The organism is Sphingomonas sp. NPDC019816 (assembly GCF_050274375.1).
In the GTDB taxonomy this organism is placed as follows: domain Bacteria; phylum Pseudomonadota; class Alphaproteobacteria; order Sphingomonadales; family Sphingomonadaceae; genus Sphingomonas.
The window spans coordinates 1-13413 of the sequence record NZ_JBNNOB010000028.1 but is presented as its reverse complement, the minus strand read 5'-3'; the positions used below and the strand labels follow the sequence as shown (position 1 = coordinate 13413).

Annotated in this window: 11 protein-coding genes; 5 read left to right on the top strand and 6 right to left on the bottom strand. The window is 66.9% G+C overall.

What is annotated here, in order from left to right; translation table 11 throughout:
• The first annotated feature begins 270 nt into the window (after positions 1 to 270).
• Entirely contained in the window at positions 271 to 3201 is a 2931-nt protein-coding gene (locus ACQKJZ_RS06575; RefSeq protein WP_427730465.1) for an L-glutamate gamma-semialdehyde dehydrogenase, read from the top strand.
• A gap of 46 nt (positions 3202 to 3247) precedes the next feature.
• Here the strand turns inward: ACQKJZ_RS06575 and ACQKJZ_RS06570 are convergent, their stop codons facing one another.
• Entirely contained in the window at positions 3248 to 4417 is a 1170-nt protein-coding gene (locus tag ACQKJZ_RS06570; RefSeq protein ID WP_427730452.1) for a mechanosensitive ion channel family protein, read from the bottom strand.
• 52 nt (positions 4418 to 4469) lie between these two features.
• Entirely contained in the window at positions 4470 to 5471 is a 1002-nt protein-coding gene (locus ACQKJZ_RS06565) for a DNA topoisomerase IB (RefSeq protein WP_427730451.1), read from the bottom strand.
• A gap of 120 nt (positions 5472 to 5591) precedes the next feature.
• On the opposite strand from ACQKJZ_RS06565, the gene ACQKJZ_RS06560 reads away from it, so the two are divergent.
• Entirely contained in the window at positions 5592 to 6164 is a 573-nt protein-coding gene (locus ACQKJZ_RS06560) for a type 1 glutamine amidotransferase domain-containing protein (protein ID WP_312489137.1), read from the top strand.
• Positions 6165 to 6248: 84 nt separating this feature from the next.
• Positions 6249 to 7178: a right-handed parallel beta-helix repeat-containing protein gene (locus ACQKJZ_RS06555; protein WP_427730450.1), complete on the top strand. Its 930-nt coding sequence runs from the start codon at positions 6249 to 6251 to the stop codon at positions 7176 to 7178.
• 105 nt (positions 7179 to 7283) lie between these two features.
• Here ACQKJZ_RS06555 and ACQKJZ_RS06550 read toward each other — a convergent pair whose 3' ends face one another.
• Positions 7284 to 8651 (bottom strand): putative O-glycosylation ligase, exosortase A system-associated, encoded by a 1368-nt coding sequence (locus tag ACQKJZ_RS06550; RefSeq protein ID WP_427730449.1) that lies wholly within the window; start codon positions 8649 to 8651, stop codon positions 7284 to 7286.
• Positions 8644 to 8781, bottom strand: coding sequence for a hypothetical protein (locus tag ACQKJZ_RS06545; RefSeq protein ID WP_312489133.1), 138 nt, complete (start codon positions 8779 to 8781; stop codon positions 8644 to 8646). Before ACQKJZ_RS06545 ends, ACQKJZ_RS06550 begins: the two co-directional genes overlap by 8 nt.
• A gap of 89 nt (positions 8782 to 8870) precedes the next feature.
• Here ACQKJZ_RS06545 and ACQKJZ_RS06540 point away from each other — a divergent pair, with 89 nt between their 5' ends.
• Complete coding sequence (locus ACQKJZ_RS06540) at positions 8871 to 10082, top strand: TIGR04063 family PEP-CTERM/XrtA system glycosyltransferase (RefSeq protein WP_427730448.1); 1212 nt, start codon at positions 8871 to 8873, stop codon at positions 10080 to 10082.
• Complete coding sequence (locus tag ACQKJZ_RS06535; RefSeq protein WP_427730447.1) at positions 10079 to 10729, top strand: hypothetical protein; 651 nt, start codon at positions 10079 to 10081, stop codon at positions 10727 to 10729. The genes ACQKJZ_RS06540 and ACQKJZ_RS06535 overlap by 4 nt, the downstream gene beginning before the upstream one ends.
• Here ACQKJZ_RS06535 and ACQKJZ_RS06530 read toward each other — a convergent pair.
• Both ACQKJZ_RS06530 and acnA read right to left on the bottom strand, forming a co-directional pair.
• Positions 10726 to 11742 (bottom strand): acyltransferase family protein, encoded by a 1017-nt coding sequence (locus ACQKJZ_RS06530; RefSeq protein WP_427730446.1) that lies wholly within the window; start codon positions 11740 to 11742, stop codon positions 10726 to 10728. The two genes, ACQKJZ_RS06535 and ACQKJZ_RS06530, sit on opposite strands and share 4 nt — an antisense overlap.
• Before the next feature lie 301 nt (positions 11743 to 12043).
• Positions 12044 to 13413, bottom strand: a 1370-nt coding sequence (gene acnA, locus ACQKJZ_RS06525; protein ID WP_427730445.1) for an aconitate hydratase AcnA, incomplete at its 5' end; no start/stop codon positions are given.

The window sequence follows — 13413 nt, the reverse complement described above, 5'->3', positions numbered from 1 at the left end:
GGCATTTGAGCCCCGGCCGTTGCAGCAGCCGGGGCTCTACAGAAAGGCGGATGTCCGTCGCCTTCAATTGATATACGCCAATATCATCAAAATTTCAATTCTGATGACAATCGCGAGCCACGCCCCACCTCGTATCAAATGATACCCAATCCCCATATTTCTCGCTAAGCGCTGGTCCATCACAGCATAGCCCTGCGACCCGCCTGCGGGCCGCCCGACCGGACCTGAAGACCTATGACCTCTGCCGTTACCGCTGACGCGCGCAAGACCATGAAATTGCTGTATCGCGCCCCCGAGCCCGATGTCCTGAAGCCGCTGCTCGACCGCGCCGCCGCGACGCCGGAAGCGCGCGAGCGGATCATGGGCCATGCCTCGGGCCTGCTCGCCGATCTTCGCGCAGCGCAGAATCGCGGCTGGGTGAACCAGTTCCTCCAGGAATATCGCCTCAACTCGTCCGAGGGCGTCGCGCTGCTCAGCCTCGCCGAGGCGTTCCTGCGCGTGCCCGATCCCGAGACGGCGGACCTGCTCATCGCCGACAAGCTGGGTGAGGCGGACTGGCGCGCGCATACCGGGCGTTCGGCATCGAAGCTGGTCAACTCGGCCACCTGGGGTCTGGTCGTCGGCCGTGCGCTGGTGGGCGAAGGCGAGGCGGGCCCGCTCAAGCGCCTGCTGTCGCGCGCGGGCGAGCCGTTCGTGCGGCAGGCGGTCGGCGCCGCGATGCGGATGATGGGCGAGATCTTCGTGATGGGTCGCACCATCGAGGAAGCGATGCGCCGCATGAAGAAGCCCGAGAACAAGGGCTTCACCGCCAGCTTCGACATGCTGGGCGAGGCGGCGCGCACGCATGAGGATGCCGAGCGCTATTTCCAGGCCTATGTGAAGGCGATCGACGCGGTGGGCTCGGACCCGGCGGCGGGGCATTCGATTTCGGTCAAGCTGTCGGCGCTTCACCCGCGCTACGAACTGCCGCGCGCCTATGAGTGCGTGCCCGCGCTCACCGACATGCTGGCGCAACTGGCGCGGCAGGCGGCGGACAAGGGCATCGCCCTGACCGTCGATGCGGAGGAGTCCGAGCGGCTGGAGATGAGCCTCGACATCATCGGCGGCGTTGCGGCGCTTCCGGCGCTGAAGGGCTGGGACGGTTTCGGCATGGCGGTGCAGGCCTATGGCAAGCGTGCCCGCGCGGTCATCGCCTGGGCCAATGGCCTCGACCGGATCATGAACGTCCGGCTGGTCAAGGGCGCATACTGGGACAGCGAGATCAAGCGCACCCAGGTCGAGGGCCTGGGCGACTATCCGCTGTTCACCCGCAAGGCGGCGACCGACGTGTCCTATCTGGCGGTCGCCAAGGACATGCTGGCGGCCGAGAATATCCGCCCCGCCTTTGCCAGCCACAATGCGCTGACCGTCGCGACCATTTTGGAATGGGCGGGCAACAGCCACGATTTCGAGTTCCAGCGGCTGCACGGCATGGGCGACGGCCTGTACGAGCGGCTGGTGCGCGAGCATGGGCACAAGTGCCGCATCTATGCGCCGGTCGGCGGGCACCGCGACCTGCTGGCCTATCTGGTCCGTCGGTTGCTGGAGAATGGCGCGAACTCCAGCTTCGTCCACCAGCTGGCCGATGCGCGGCTGACCGAGGCGGAGATCCTCGCCGATCCGGTCGCCAAGATCGCCGCCGTGGGCGGGGCGCGCCACCCGAGTATTCCGCTGCCCATTGACCTGTTCGCGCCGGGTCATCGCAACTCGACCGGCATCGATCTGAGCGACATTGCGACGCTCGACGCGACGGTGAAGGCGGTCAACGCCCCCGCCGTGAAGCCGGTCGCCGCCACCGCCGATGTCGCGTCGCTGGTCGCGCGTGCGCATGCGGCCTTCCCGGCGTGGAACGCGACGCCGCTCGACACCCGCGCGGGCGTGCTGGAAAAGCTCGCCGACCTGTTGGAGCAGGACCGCGAGCGGCTGATGGCGATCCTGGTGCAGGAGGCGTTCAAGACCATTCCCGACGCGATCGGCGAGGTCCGCGAGGCCGCCGATTTCTGCCGTTACTATGCGCAGCAGGCGCGCGCGAGACTGGGGTCGGTCGAACTGCCGGGACCGACGGGCGAGCGCAACACGCTGCATCTCGAAGGGCGCGGCGTCTGGGCGACGGTCGCGCCGTGGAACTTCCCGCTGGCGATCTTCCTGGGCCAGACGGTTGCGGCGCTCGTCACCGGCAACACCGTCGTCGCCAAGCCCGCGCCGCAGACGCCCGCCATCGCGCAGGCCGCCGTCGAGCTGGCCTACCGCGCGGGCGTACCGCGCGACGCGCTGCTGCTCGCGGTCGGCGGGCCGGATGTCGGCCAGAAGCTGACCGAGGATCACCGGATCGCGGGCGTCGCCTTCACTGGCTCCACCGCCACCGCCAAGCGCATCGCACGGACCCTGGTGGCGGATGACGACCGCCCGATCGTGCCGCTGATCGCCGAGACCGGCGGCATCAATGCGATGATCGTCGATTCGACCGCGCTGCCCGAACAGGTGGTGGCGGACGTCATCACCTCGTCCTTCCGTTCGGCGGGGCAGCGCTGCTCGGCGCTGCGGCTGCTGCTGGTGCAGGCGGATGTCGCCGACAATGTCATCGAAATGCTGAAGGGCGCCTTGGAGACGCTGGTGCTGGGCGCGACCGGCAATCCGGCGACCGATGTCGGGCCGGTGATCGACCAGGCCGCCTATGACAAGCTGATGGCCTATCGCGCGTCGATGGTGACGCAGACGATCAAGACCCTCGATGCGCCCGCCGACGGCCTGTTCGTGCCGCCGACGCTGATCCGGCTCGACCGCGTCGAGGACCTGACCCAGGAATGGTTCGGCCCGATCCTGCATGTCGCGACCTGGGAAGCGGGCACGCTGTCCGAGACGATCGCCAAGGTGAACGCCAAGGGTTACGGCCTGACCATGGGCCTGCACAGCCGCATCGCCCGCGCCGGTGAGGTCGCCGAGAGCGAGGCGGCGGTCGGCAACCTCTATATCAACCGCTCGATGATCGGCGCGGTGGTGGGCAGCCAGCCCTTTGGTGGCGAGGGCCTGTCGGGCACGGGCCCGAAGGCGGGCGGGCCGCATTATCTGTATCGCTTCTGCGCGGAGCGGGCGGTGTCGGTCGACACGACCTCGGCGGGCGGCAACGCCACGCTGCTGTCGCTCGACGAAGGCGGAATCTGAGCGCTGGGTCCCCTCCCTTGCCGCGCGGAAAGGGAGGGGGCGATGGTCAGGCTTGTTGCGCCTCGGCCGCCGGGACCTTCGGGTAAGGCATGATGAGCGTGCCGTCCGGCGCGGCGGTGTAGTTGGTCTGGGTGGGATAGGGGATGGAAATCCCCTCGGCCGCGAAGCGCCGCATCATCGACACGAGCACGCGGTTGCGCGTGTCATGCGCGGTGGGCCAGTCGTCGCCGGGCACGTCGAACCAGAGCGCAAAGTCCAGGCTGGACCCGCCGAAGCTGTCGAAGCCGGCGCGGCTGACGGTCGCGCCCTCGGCCTCGACGACCTCGGTCAGGATGCCGGGCAGCTTGGCCAGCGTATCGGGCGGGGTTTCATAGGCCACGCCGATCGTCAATTGCAGGCGGACATGGTTGCGCACCGTCGTATTCTGGATTTCCTTGTCGAGCAGGTTGCGGTTCGAAATGATCCGCAACTCACCGGTAAAGGCGCGGATGCGCGTCGATTTCAGCCCGATCGATTCGATGATGCCGCTGGTGCTGTCATAGCTGATCTTGTCGCCGCGCCGGAACGGGCGGTCGAAGATGATGGCGAGTGCGGCGAACAGGTCGCCGAAGATGCCCTGCGCCGCCAGGCCGATGGCGATACCGCCGACGCCCAGACCCGCGACGAGGCCGGTGACGTTCACGCCCAGATTGTCGAGCACGACGACCAGCGCGATGGCGAACAGCACCGCCGTCACCAGCAACCGGATCAGCCCCATCGCCGATAGCAGCGCCTCGCCCGAATAATGTTCCGAACTGGTCCGGTGTTCGATCGTGCCGAGGATCAACTCGCGCGCCCAGATCGCAGTCTGGAACGCGCTGGCGATGACGAAGAAGAAATTGATCGTCTTCGCGACCTCGCCCGGTGCGCCCGCGTAACCCGACACCAGCTGCGCGGCGAGGGTGACGATGAAGAACATGTTCGTCCGCGCGATCGCATGACCCAGGATCACGCCCCATCCGCCCGCGAAGCCGGGTTTTTGGCAGAGCCGGTCCCCCAGCTTGCGCACCCATAGCAGCGCGACGACGATCAGCGCCCCCACGCCCAGCGCGATCAGCACCTTCAGCCAATAGACCTGCACCCAATCATAGGTGGCATCGATGATGCTCTCCACCTGGTCGGGTACGCGTGAGCCGTCGAAGATCGGCGCCTTGGGCGAAGTGCTGTTCGTCGCCATGGGGACTCCTTGAAATCGGGGGCGGGAAATCGGGGCGGAAAACCGGGGGCGGTCAGGCCGCCTCGCTGGCCGGGGTTCCGGCTTCGAGAAACGCGATCAGCCCGCATTCGATGCGACTGAGCCCGGCACGGGCGCGCGGCAGGCGCAGGCTCTGGCGGAACGCGGCTTGCCCGTCCTTTACGAGCGCGATCAGAGAGGGGTGGACATAGGATTTGCGCGCGATCGCGGGCGTATTGCCCAGCTTCTCCACGACCGGCTCCAGCATCGCCTTCAGGCTGAGGTCCGCCTCGGCCAGTGCCAGCGCCTCGAACGCGGCGACGCTGGCGGCCCAGGTGCGGAAATGCTTGGCGGTGAAGTCGCAGCCCGTCGCCGCGCGGATATAGCCATTGACGTCGGATGAGGTCACCGGATTGGCCTCTCCCTCTTCGTCCAGCCAGGCGAACAGATGCTGTTCGTCCAGGTCCTGACAACGCTTGACGAAGGTGGCGAGCGAGCGGTCCGTCAGGGTCATGTCGCGCATCTTGCCCGATTTGCCACGATAGCGCAGCCGCAGCGTGGTCCCCTTCACCTGGCCGTGTCGCTTGCGCAGGGTGGTCGCACCGAAACTCTTGTTGGTGGCGGCATAGGCTTCGTTGCCCACGCGCAGATGACCATTGTCGAGCAGTCGCACGACGGCGGCGACCGCGCGTTCCTTGCACAGTCCGCGCCTTTTCAGGTCCGCCTCTACGCGTTTGCGCAGTGCGGGCAGGGCATGGCCGAACGCGGCGCAGCGTTCATATTTGGCGGCCTCCTGCGCCTCGCGGAAATCGGCGTGATAGCGATATTGCTTGCGCCCCTTTTCGTCCCAGCCGATCGCTTGGATATGGCCGTTGGCGCGCGGGCAGAACCAGGCGTCCTTATAGGCGGGGGGCAGGCCGATGCGGTTCAGCCGGTCGATCTCGTCCCGGTCCGTGATGCGATCGCCCTTGGCGTTCCAATAGGCCCATGCACCGCGAACCTTGGTGCGGGTGATGCCGGGCTTGCTGTCATCGCAAAAGACTAATCGGGTTGCCATCGCTCTCCCTCGGGTCACCTTTGCAAATGCGTTGCCGGTCGCTTCGTTCCGGGAACGGCCGATGCGATCACGGGTTCTGGTCGAGCCACCCCCAGGCATTTCCCGACAGGAGTTTTTCCCATGGCCGATCTTTCCCAGGCACGCGTCCTGATGCTCGCCGCCGACGGTTTCGAGACCGTCGAGCTGTTCAAGCCCCGCCAGGCGCTGGAAGAGGCAGGCGCGAAGGTGCAGCTGGCTTCGCTCAAGTCCGATCCGATCCAGGGCATGGAAGGCGACATCAACAAGGCGGAGACCGCCACACCCGACCTGACCGTCGATGAGGTCGATACCGACGATTACGACGCGCTGGTCATCCCCGGCGGCACCTGCAACCCGGACAAGCTGCGCCTGAACGAGCGCGCGGTCGAGATCGTCACCGAATTCATGGAGGACGACAAGATCGTCGCCGCGATCTGCCATGGCCCGTGGCTGCTGGCCGAGGCGGACGTGATCGACGGCCGCCGCCTGACCAGCTTTCCCTCGATCCGTACCGATCTGTCCAACGCCGGCGCCGACGTGGTGGACGAGGAGGTTGTGGTCGACGGCAACCTGATCACCAGTCGCAAGCCAGACGACATTCCCGCCTTCAACAAGGCGATCCTGACCGCGCTGGAAGAAGAACTGGCCGACGAGGAAGAGACCGAAGAGGCCTGATCCCGCCACGGGACGATCACGGGCGTCGCATCCCGCCACCGCGCGTGGCAGGATGGGGCGTCCGTTTGCTGTCAGGATGATGTCATGCGTCTGGTTCCGCTGTTTCTCCTTGGTCTGACCTCCGGCGTCGCGCTGGCGCAGGGGGCCGTGCAGCCCTTCATGGTCGGCGGGCGAGGCTTCGGATCGCTACAGGATGCGGTCAATGCGATCGGCGACGGCGAGGGGGAAATCCGCATCGCGCCGGGCACCTACCGCGAATGCGCCGTGCAGAGCGCGGGGCGGATCAGCTTCGTCGCGGTCGAACCCGGCAAGACGATCTTCACCCGGGTCGCCTGCGAAGGCAAGGCCAGCCTGGTGCTGCGCGGACGTGGCGCGCAGGTGCGGGGCATCGTCTTCAGCCATATCGAGGTGGGCGACGGCAACGGCGCGGGCATCCGCATCGAACGCGGCCCCTTGTCGGTCAGCAACGCGATGTTCCTCGACAGCCAGTCGGGTATTCTGTCGGCCGAGGATCCCAGCGGCACGATCAGCGTCGATCATTCGACCTTTTCGGGACTGGGCCATGACCCCACGGGGAACGGCGCGCATGGCATCTATATCGGCCGTTACGGGTCGCTGCGCGTCACCGCCTGTCGGTTCGAGCGCGGGCAGGGCGGCCATTACGTCAAGAGCCGCGCGCCGATGGTCGAGGTGCTCGACAGCAGCTTCGACGACAGCCACGGGCATATGTCGAACTATATGATCGACCTGTCCAACGGCGCGAAGGGGCGCATCGCGGGCAACGAGTTCGTCGTGGGCCGCGACAAGGACAATCACTCCACGCTGATCACCGTCGCGCCCGAAGGGGCCAAGAACGACTCGTCGGGCCTGGTGGTCGAAAAAAATCGCGCGCGGCTGGCGCCGGGGGCGGATTTCAAGCCGGTGTTCGTCGGCAACTGGTCGGGCGAGCCGATCGTCCTGCGCGGCAATATCCTGGGCGCGGGCATTACCCCCACCGCGCGCCGCTGGATGTAGGATCCTCCCCGGTAGGTGGAAGGGGATCCTTGCGTCATAGAGTCGAAATCACCCTTCCCCTGCAGCGGAGGGGCTTTCCCAAAAAGCAGCTGATCTCATCGCACCCTAAACCACCCGCGATCCGCGCGGCAGATCGACGCGTTGCTGCATCTGTTGGACCCGCGCCTCGCGCGTGCGGCGGGACAGATAGGTATCCAGCCCGATCTGTGCGGCCATCAGCTGGAAGAGGAACGGATTGAACGCGATCCCGACGAACGCCCCGCCCAGCAGATAGACGAGCTGCGCATGTTGGAGCGCGCCGGCCAGCGTACCGCCCCAATGCAGCGGGTCGTCGGCCGCGCGGTAGCGGCGGCGCAGCGCCTCCATGCGGAACAGGCCCGCCAGATTGAGGCCCAGCCACAGGAACAACCCCGGCCAGCCCTGTTCGCCCAGCATTTCGAAATAGCTGGAATGATAGGCGCGGCCGCGATCGGTGCCCTTGCGCCGCTCGATGGTCGAATTCTGCGCGGTGCCCTCAACCGAGGTCAGCTCGAAGCTGAGTGTGTTCTGCAGATAGGCGTTGAACCCGCCGCCAAAGGGGTTGGAGCCGACATAGTCCAGCGTCCATTTCCATACCGCCAGACGGGTCGAGGCCGATTCGTCGCCCTTGTAGGTGCGGATCGTGCTCATCCGTTCGGTATAGGAGGAGGGGAGCAGGGGCACCGCGATCATGCCGCCCACCGCCACCAGCCCGATATACAGGAACCGCCGCTTTACATCGCGCAGCATCAGGATGCCGAGCAGGCCGATGCACAACAGGCCCGTGCGCGCCGACGTTCCGACCGGGATCAGCAGGCACGCAAAGACCAGCGCGTAGGAAAAGAGCCGCGTGCGCCAGTCGGGCGGAAAGATGGTGCCATGCGCGCCCAGCCATAGGATGATCGGGATCGCGGACACGGCCACGGCGGAGATGATGCTGCCTTCGTACAGGCCGGTATTGTTCGTCACCATCAGGTTCAGCTCGCCATAGCCTCCCCCCGAGAAGATCGTCTTGACCCCGCCGACGATGACGATCGACCCCAGCGACAGGATCATGAACAGCAATAGCGCCTCGATCCGAAGGCGCGTGCGCAGCGTCAGCGGCAGGAACACGGCGAATGCCAGCGCCTTCCACACCCAGTCCCATTTCTGCAGCGCCTCGGTCGGAAAATCCGCGCCGAAATAGGTCGTCACGCCACAATAGATCAGCAGCGTCAGGATCGCGCCCTGTCGCACCGTGAAGCGGCTGTCGCGCTTGTCATCGACCAGTACCCAGGCGCCGACCGCCGATACCACCGCGATCAGCGAGATCGGCACCGAGTTGAGCAGATAATAGGTCAGCCGCTGCGGCGAGACGATGTCGATATAGATATAGGCGAGGACCAGCACGAAGGGCCGGCGCATGCCCATGGCGAACAGGCTGAACAGGAAGCCGATCAGAAACAGGTCACGCATCGGGCCGGCGCCTTCCGCGACGCGGGGGCGGCGCATCCGTTTCGTCGTCGAGATCGCGCCGGCCGAGCAGGCGCCACGCGGCGATCAGCATCAAGCTATGCGTCAGGAACAGGGCAAGGCCATCGATCATCTGCCCCTCCCTTTCTCGAACGGCGCGAATTGTTGCTTATAAACCGCTGGTTGACGCGGCGTTAAGGGCTGGCATGACAGGCGTTACCCATGCGCATCCTGCATATCCTCGACCATAGCCTGCCGCTGCAAAGCGGATACACGTTTCGCACGCGCGCCATCCTGAAGGCGCAAGCGGCGCGCGGGCATGCGGTCGCGGCGGTCACCGGGCCGCGCCAGGGCCCCTCGGCCGGGGATTGCGAGACGATCGATGGCCTGACCTTCCACCGTACCCCCGCCGCCATGCCGCACGGGCTGGTCGGCGAGGCGCGGGGGCTTGCCGCGCATGTCCGTGCGATCACGGCGGCGGTCGAGGCGTTTCGGCCCGATGTCCTGCACGCCCATTCGCCGGTCCTGAACGCGCTGGCGGCGTGGGCGGTGGCGCGGCGGCGCGGCTTGCCGCTGGTCTACGAGATCCGCGCCTTTTGGGAGGATGCGGCGGTCGGCAATGGTACCGGCACCGAGGGAAGCGCGCGCTACCGCGCCACCCGCGCGCTCGAAAGCTGGGCCTGCGCGCGGGCCGATGCGATCGCGGTCATCTGCGAAGGCTTACGCGGCGATCTGATCGGGCGGGGGATCGCGGCGGACAAGGTCATCGTCTCGCCCAACGGCGTCGACCTGACCCTGTTCGGCGAGTCCCCTCCGCGCGACGAGACGCTAGCCAAGGAACTGGGGCTGGCGGGGGCCGAGGTGATCGGCTTCATCGGCAGCTTCTACGATTATGAGGGGCTGGACGACCTGATCGCCGCCATGCCCCGACTGGTGGCGGCGCGGCCCGCCGCGCGGTTGCTGATGGTCGGCGGCGGCCCGATGGAAGCGGCGCTACGCGCCCAGGCCGAGGCGTCCCCGGTGGCGGACATGATCCGCTTCATCGGGCGCGTGCCGCATCAGGAGGTGGAGCGATATTATGGACTGGTCGATGTCCTTGCCTATCCGCGCAAGAAGATGCGGCTGACCGATCTCGTCACGCCGCTCAAGCCGCTGGAGGCGATGGCGCAGCGCCGGCTGGTGGCGGCCTCCGATGTCGGCGGGCACCGCGAGCTGATCCGCGACGGCGTGACCGGTACCCTGTTTCCGCCCGGCGACCCGGCGGCGCTGGCCGACGCGCTGGCCGCGCTGCTCGGCGACCGCGACATCTGGGGCGATCGGCGCGAGGCGGGACGGAATTTCGTGGAGACGGAGCGGGATTGGGCGTCGAACATTCGACGTTACGAACCTGTTTACCAGCGCTTGGTAGCAAAGGCCGCGACGACACGCCCATGACCTTCACCGCCACGCCCTCTTCGAATCGTTTCCTTCCCGCCATGGCCGGCGGGGCGGTCGCCCTGCTGATCGCCTTTGTCTTTCTGGTCGCGCCGGTGTGGCGGCTGGAGATGCTGGTCGCCCAATTGGGGCTGGCCGATATCCTCTCCGCCGCACGACCGCCGCTGGGGACCAAGGCGCGGCTGCTGCTCGCGCTGGTCGCGGGGGCGGGGGCGGGCGCGGTGATCTGGGCCGCCGCCTATCTGTTGTGGGGGCAGGGGGGGCTACTGGCTTCGCGCAGGCCCGCGACGGAGGACGAGGACGATTATGTGCCCGCCGTGCGCCGTTCGGACCGCCATCCCGATGCGCCGCCGCGTCGTCCGCTGCTTGCCGCCGAGCTCGGTGCGCCACCGCCACCACCGGCCGGCGAGGACGAGGAGGAGCGGACCCTGCCCGCCGATCTCGACCAGCCGCTGGCCGCGTTCGACCCGGATTCAATGCGCGCCGTCCCGCGCGAGCCGATGCCGATCGCGCCGATGATCGAGCCGGATGCCGAGGACAAGGGCGCCAGGCTGCCGCCGCCCGATCCGCAGAATGAGTCGATCGAATCGCTGCTCGACCGGCTGGAACGCGGCGCGGCGCGGCGCAAGGCGCGGCGTTCCAACTAGGCCGGGGGCCGCCGCCGCATCCGGGTCAGGATCGGCCGCTCGACGACGATATGCGCCACGCCGCCGGCCGCGCCACCGGCGATCACCAGCAGCGCGAACCACAAAATGGGTGGCAGCACGATGCCCAGCCGCAGCCCGACCTGCCAGGCGATGCCAATCCCGATCAGGTGAAACAGATAAATGGCATAAGACGCCTGACCGAACAGAACGAGCGTGCGCGGCCAGTGCAGGGCGCCCTCGCTGCCCGCCGCGCCGCCGATCAGCGCGGCGGCCGACAAGCCGTAAATCAGCCGTGCGGCGACACCATAGCCATACAGCCACCCCATGGCCTCCGCAGTCCAGGCGGTCAGGAACACCAGCGCGCCGGCCCCCGCGATCATCACCGCGCGCCGGGGTGAGGGGGGATGGGTATGCAGGCGCTCTGCCACGGCCATGCCGAAGAAGAACTCGATCGCGAAGATATTGGTCGCCAGCCCGCCACCGATCGGCACGACCTGCGCGATCACGATGGCTGCCAGCCAGAGTGCCAGCACGATCAGGCCCAAGCGGCGATGGATGAGCAGCACGGTGAACAGGCCGTAGAACATCACCTCATATTGCAGCGTCCAGGCGAGCGGATGCAGCGGCACCGTGATGGTCGGCCATAGCGAAATCGACAGCGTCAGCCGGGAAAGCGAAGGCCAGCCATGCCCTCCCGTCACGCCGATCACGATCGTGGCCGCCAGCGCGGTCCAATAGACCGGATAGATGCGCGTGATCCGCCGCCAGGCATAGCGCGGCACCCGGCGCGGCTGCCCGACATCGCGGCGGTGGATCAGCAGCAACAGGAAGCCGCTTAGGACGAAGAACAGGTCGACGCCGTTATGCCCCGGCCGCATCCATGCGCGAAGCGTCGGCGTACCGAACGCGAGATCGACATGGGTGGCGGCATGGCACAGCAGGACCGCGATGGCGGCAACCCCGCGCAACGCCTCGATCCCTGCCAGTCTGTGCCGCTCCACCCCCGATGCCATGCCCTGTCGCCCGCTATCCCCTTGGCGAAGAGTAGGGGGTTCGTCGCCAGGGCGTAAGCCACGGCGTGGCGGGCACTGTACCGACATGGCATGAAAAAGGGCGGCGGGACCGAAGTCCCACCGCCCTTTTTCAGGTCAACCCTTCCTCCCCTTGCAGGGGAGGTGGCAGGGCGAAGCCCTGACGGAGGGGTGTCCCGCTATCGAGAGGGTGACACCCCTCCACCAGCTTCGCTGGTCCCCCTTACAGGGGAGGAAGGGGAAGCGAAGGCCCCGAATGCTTCGGCGCCTCCGCCGCCGACCTTTACGCCGCCAGGTTGCGCAGCACGTACTGCAGGATGCCGCCGTTCAGGAAATATTCCAGCTCGTTGACGGTATCGATGCGGCACTTGGTCAGGAAGGTCTCGGTCGAGCCGTCCTTGCGGGCCAGGATCACTTCGACATCCTGACGCGGGCGCAGGTTCGCCACGCCCTGGATGGTGAAGGTCTCGGTGCCGTCCAGCTTCAGCGTCTCGCGGGTTACGCCCTCGGCGAACTGCAGCGGCAACACGCCCATGCCGACCAGGTTCGAGCGGTGGATACGCTCGAAGCTCTCGGTGATGACCGCGCGCACGCCGAGCAGGTTGGTGCCCTTCGCCGCCCAGTCGCGCGACGAGCCGGTGCCATATTCCTTGCCCGCGACGATGACGAGCGGCGTGCCGTCGGCCTTGTGACGCATGGCGGCGTCATAGATCGGCATCACTTCGCCGTCATACTTCGTCATGCCGCCTTCGACGCCGGGCACCATCTCGTTCTTGATGCGGATGTTGGCGAAGGTGCCGCGCATCATCACGTCATGGTTGCCGCGACGCGCGCCATAGGAGTTGAAGTCCTTCTTGGCGACCTGATGCTCCTGCAGGAACGTGCCTGCGGGGCTGTCGGCCTTGATCGAACCGGCCGGGCTGATGTGGTCGGTCGTGATCGAGTCGCCCAGGATGGCGAGCGGCTTGGCCTCGATGATGTCGGTGACGGGCTTCGGCGTCATCTCCATGCCCTCGAAATAGGGCGGGTTGGCGACATAGGTCGAGCCGGTCGGCCAGGCATAGGTGTCCGAGCCGGTGACGTCGATCGCCGACCACTTGGCGTCGCCCGCATAGACGTTGCCGTAGCGCGAACGGAACATCTCGTCGTCGATGTTCGCATCCATCAGCGAACGGACTTCCTCGTTCGACGGCCAGATGTCCTTCAGATAGACGTCCTGGCCGTCCTTGCCCTGGCCGATCGGCGTCTCACGCATGTCCTGCGTGACGGTGCCCTTCAGCGCATAGGCCACCACCAGCGGCGGCGAGGCGAGGAAGTTGGCGCGCACGTCGGGCGACACGCGGCCTTCGAAGTTGCGGTTGCCCGACAACACGCTCGCGGCGACGATGTCGTTGCCGTTGATCGCCTTCGAGATCGGCTCGGCGAGCGGACCCGAATTGCCGATGCAGGTGGTGCAGCCATAGCCGACCAGGTTGAAGCCGATCGCGTCGAGATCGGCGGTCAGGCCCGCCTTGTCGAGATAATCGGTCACGACCTGCGAACCCGGCGCCAGCGAGGTCTTGACCCAGGGCTTGGGCTTCAGGCCCAGCGCGTTCGCCTTGCGGGCGACCAGGCCAGCGGCGACCAGCACGCTCGGGTTCGAGGTATTGGTGC

Excerpts from the sequence above, each read along its gene's own strand:
- ACQKJZ_RS06575 (WP_427730465.1), top strand. The coding sequence starts at position 271 with ATGAAATTGCTGTATCGCGCCCCCGAGCCCGATGTCCTGAAGCCGCTG.
- ACQKJZ_RS06570 (WP_427730452.1), bottom strand. The coding sequence starts at position 4,417 with ATGGCGACGAACAGCACTTCGCCCAAGGCGCCGATCTTCGACGGCTCA.
- ACQKJZ_RS06565 (WP_427730451.1), bottom strand. The coding sequence starts at position 5,471 with ATGGCAACCCGATTAGTCTTTTGCGATGACAGCAAGCCCGGCATCACC.
- ACQKJZ_RS06560 (WP_312489137.1), top strand. The coding sequence starts at position 5,592 with ATGGCCGATCTTTCCCAGGCACGCGTCCTGATGCTCGCCGCCGACGGT.
- ACQKJZ_RS06555 (WP_427730450.1), top strand. The coding sequence starts at position 6,249 with ATGCGTCTGGTTCCGCTGTTTCTCCTTGGTCTGACCTCCGGCGTCGCG.
- ACQKJZ_RS06550 (WP_427730449.1), bottom strand. The coding sequence starts at position 8,651 with ATGCGTGACCTGTTTCTGATCGGCTTCCTGTTCAGCCTGTTCGCCATG.
- ACQKJZ_RS06545 (WP_312489133.1), bottom strand. The coding sequence starts at position 8,781 with ATGATCGATGGCCTTGCCCTGTTCCTGACGCATAGCTTGATGCTGATC.
- ACQKJZ_RS06540 (WP_427730448.1), top strand. The coding sequence starts at position 8,871 with ATGCGCATCCTGCATATCCTCGACCATAGCCTGCCGCTGCAAAGCGGA.
- ACQKJZ_RS06535 (WP_427730447.1), top strand. The coding sequence starts at position 10,079 with ATGACCTTCACCGCCACGCCCTCTTCGAATCGTTTCCTTCCCGCCATG.
- ACQKJZ_RS06530 (WP_427730446.1), bottom strand. The coding sequence starts at position 11,742 with ATGGCATCGGGGGTGGAGCGGCACAGACTGGCAGGGATCGAGGCGTTG.